The 2309-nt window shown below is 41.0% G+C and carries 3 protein-coding genes; all 3 read right to left on the bottom strand.

Features of this window, described 5'->3' with window-relative positions; genetic code table 11:
- Positions 1-111 precede the first annotated feature (111 nt).
- From F6K23_RS42690 to F6K23_RS42680, 3 genes are read right to left on the bottom strand one after another with little or no spacing between them, the layout of a single operon-like run.
- Positions 112-1143 carry a group II intron reverse transcriptase gene (locus tag F6K23_RS42690; RefSeq protein WP_367267969.1) on the bottom strand — a complete coding sequence of 344 codons (1032 nt, stop codon included), beginning with the start codon at positions 1141-1143 and terminating at the stop codon, positions 112-114.
- On the bottom strand, positions 1134-1325 hold the full coding sequence (locus F6K23_RS42685) for a hypothetical protein (protein WP_367267968.1): 192 nt from the start codon (positions 1323-1325) through the stop codon (positions 1134-1136). The genes F6K23_RS42690 and F6K23_RS42685 overlap by 10 nt, the downstream gene beginning before the upstream one ends.
- Positions 1297-1677, bottom strand: coding sequence for a reverse transcriptase N-terminal domain-containing protein (locus F6K23_RS42680; protein WP_367267967.1), 381 nt, complete (start codon positions 1675-1677; stop codon positions 1297-1299). The genes F6K23_RS42685 and F6K23_RS42680 overlap by 29 nt, the downstream gene beginning before the upstream one ends.
- Positions 1678-2309 lie beyond the last annotated feature (632 nt).

Genomic DNA, 2309 nt, shown 5'->3' with positions numbered 1-2309 from the left:
GGTTGGGTCGAAGCCTGGTATTACCCAGGGCAACTCCCAGTTAGATCCGGACGTGCCCGTTTCCGTGCATCCGGCTCCCGACAATCTGTACATCACTCAGGGGAGTGAGTATCATTGCTTCATGTGAATGTATTGATGACAGCTACGGTGGACAGCTATTAGGTTTTCTCTTTTCCAATTATTGTGATTGTCATCCACATGATGTAGTTCGACCTTTTCATCATCTGCGAAGTTTAGTCCGCAGTATTCACATTTATGGTTTTGCCTTTTTAAAGCTTCTGATGTTGCACCATCGTAGAGTTTGGAGTTTCTTTTGCTCCAATATGTGATGTCTCCATCAAATGGAGATTTGTTGCCTTTGACCATGATATGGTGGTTTTCTTTCCAACCTGGGTTGGGGAAGGCTTTATCAATAAGTTGTTTTGCAGTGTATCTATTTAATTTTCGTTCTTTGTTAAATACTGTATATGCCCTTTTGGTCATAAAGTATAGTGAGAACCTAGCCCCATCTAATTTGCAATACTTATGATAGTTTCTCCATCCTCTTACTACTGATGCAATTTTCTTGGCTTTTACTTTGGCTCCAAATGCTGAGGAGTTGATTATGGCTTTAGCCTTCTCCCTAAAAGCTTTGAAGTTGTCCTCTGAGGGCGTACTTCTAAACTTGTGGTTATTAGTCTGGACGTAAAAGTGCCATCCTAGAAAGTCAAATCCATCTGTCGCTTTAACTAATCTGGTCTTACTTGGCTTTATCTCTAGTCCCCTTTTCTGTAGGAACCTTGTGACTTCTTCTTCGATTGCTTTCTTCTCTCTGGCAATTATTTGGTTTAATTTCCTTTCGTGCCATCCCTTCGTTGGGTCTGAAGTGAAGCCGGGGTCGATTATGAATACTAGGTCGTCAGCGTATCTGATGCACTTGGCGGGGTTTTTATTCCCGATGTCTAGCGATTCGATTCCGTTGAGTGATATGTTGGCTAATAGAGGTGAAATTACTCCACCCTGTGGGACTCCTTGTTCCGGGAATCCTATAGATGTTCCTGATTTTAAGCATCCCCATAAACCTTGTTTGATTGTCTGGGGTGCTATAATTTGTTTCATTAGATGGTTGTGATCGATTCTGTCAAAACATTTGGCTATATCCATTTTCTATGTCCATTTGCGTTTGACCTTAATCCGTAAAATATCTGTTTTTGTGCATCATGGGCACTTCTCCCAGTTCTGAAGCCGTAACTTCTGGCATGGAATGTGGCTTCATGTGCTGGTTCGATGGCTAATTTGCACCATGCTTGCCATGCTCTATCTGCTATGGTTGGAACCTTTAGCATTCCCGCCAGTGCCATCCTTTTTTGGTATTGGGATTTCTCGGAGTTTGTTATGTTTCCAGTTGTGGCCATATTTTTCGAGCATAATGAAGAGGGCGAACCTTTCTTCAAAATTTAAGCTGGCTTTTCCATCTACACCCGCAGTTTTCTTACCCTGATTTTCTTGTGTCACTCGGCGAATCGCTAGGAATTTTGCTGCGCGACTTCGTAGCAAAAGCTTCTGTAAATTCCGGACTTGTTTGTAATCTTTCCTCAGCATAGCTTTGTAAATTCTCTTTTGTAGTCGGAATACCTTTTTCCTGGCTAGTTTCCAGTCTAAGTTTTTCCAAAGTTCACTAAGTTTTCCTTGTGTCATAACTATAATCTCCATTAGATTATTTACTCTGATTGCCTCGTTCCAATTACGGAACGTCCTACCCGATGTATGGGATTACACTCTCGTCAGCTTACTCAAGTTCGACATCCTATTGTTCAGGGGCGATATCGGATATGAACCCTCTCTCAATAGACTTGAGACCATGACACCGTTTTTATTCGTTCCCTTATGAGATTGGTTGATAACTTAGAGCAGTTCAATTTGCCTGATGCCTTATTCAGAATTGTTCTAAGCGAGGAAATTTCTAGAACGAATAATTAGGTTTCTCACCTTTGGCATTGAATCCACTTTGATTGTTCAGATAGATGGATTAATATTGAGACACTTTTTTTTAGAACTTGTTTTACTCATATCATTTCCCTATTAGTGGTCGTTGGGGGATATCTGCTTTTCCCTTGTCCACCCTGTTACCAGCTTCAGTCTGTAAGATTCCGAGCTTACTCGCTGTGGTCAGATAAGGAGTCACTCCATTCTTAGAGGGTAGGACTTTCACCTACATCTACATAAGAGTTAGATAACATCTGTTTTATCCCTTGAGTTATGTCATTCTGTGTAAATCTTATTGAGATTTCTGTTTTAACAGTCTGATTTTCATCAAGAACGAATCGCAC

Origin of the sequence: Okeania sp. SIO2C9, assembly GCF_010672455.1 — a bacterium.
In the GTDB taxonomy this organism is placed as follows: Bacteria; Cyanobacteriota; Cyanobacteriia; order Cyanobacteriales; family Microcoleaceae; genus Okeania.
Note: the sequence above shows the minus strand (reverse complement) of the source record. Positions and strands in the feature narration are given on the sequence as shown.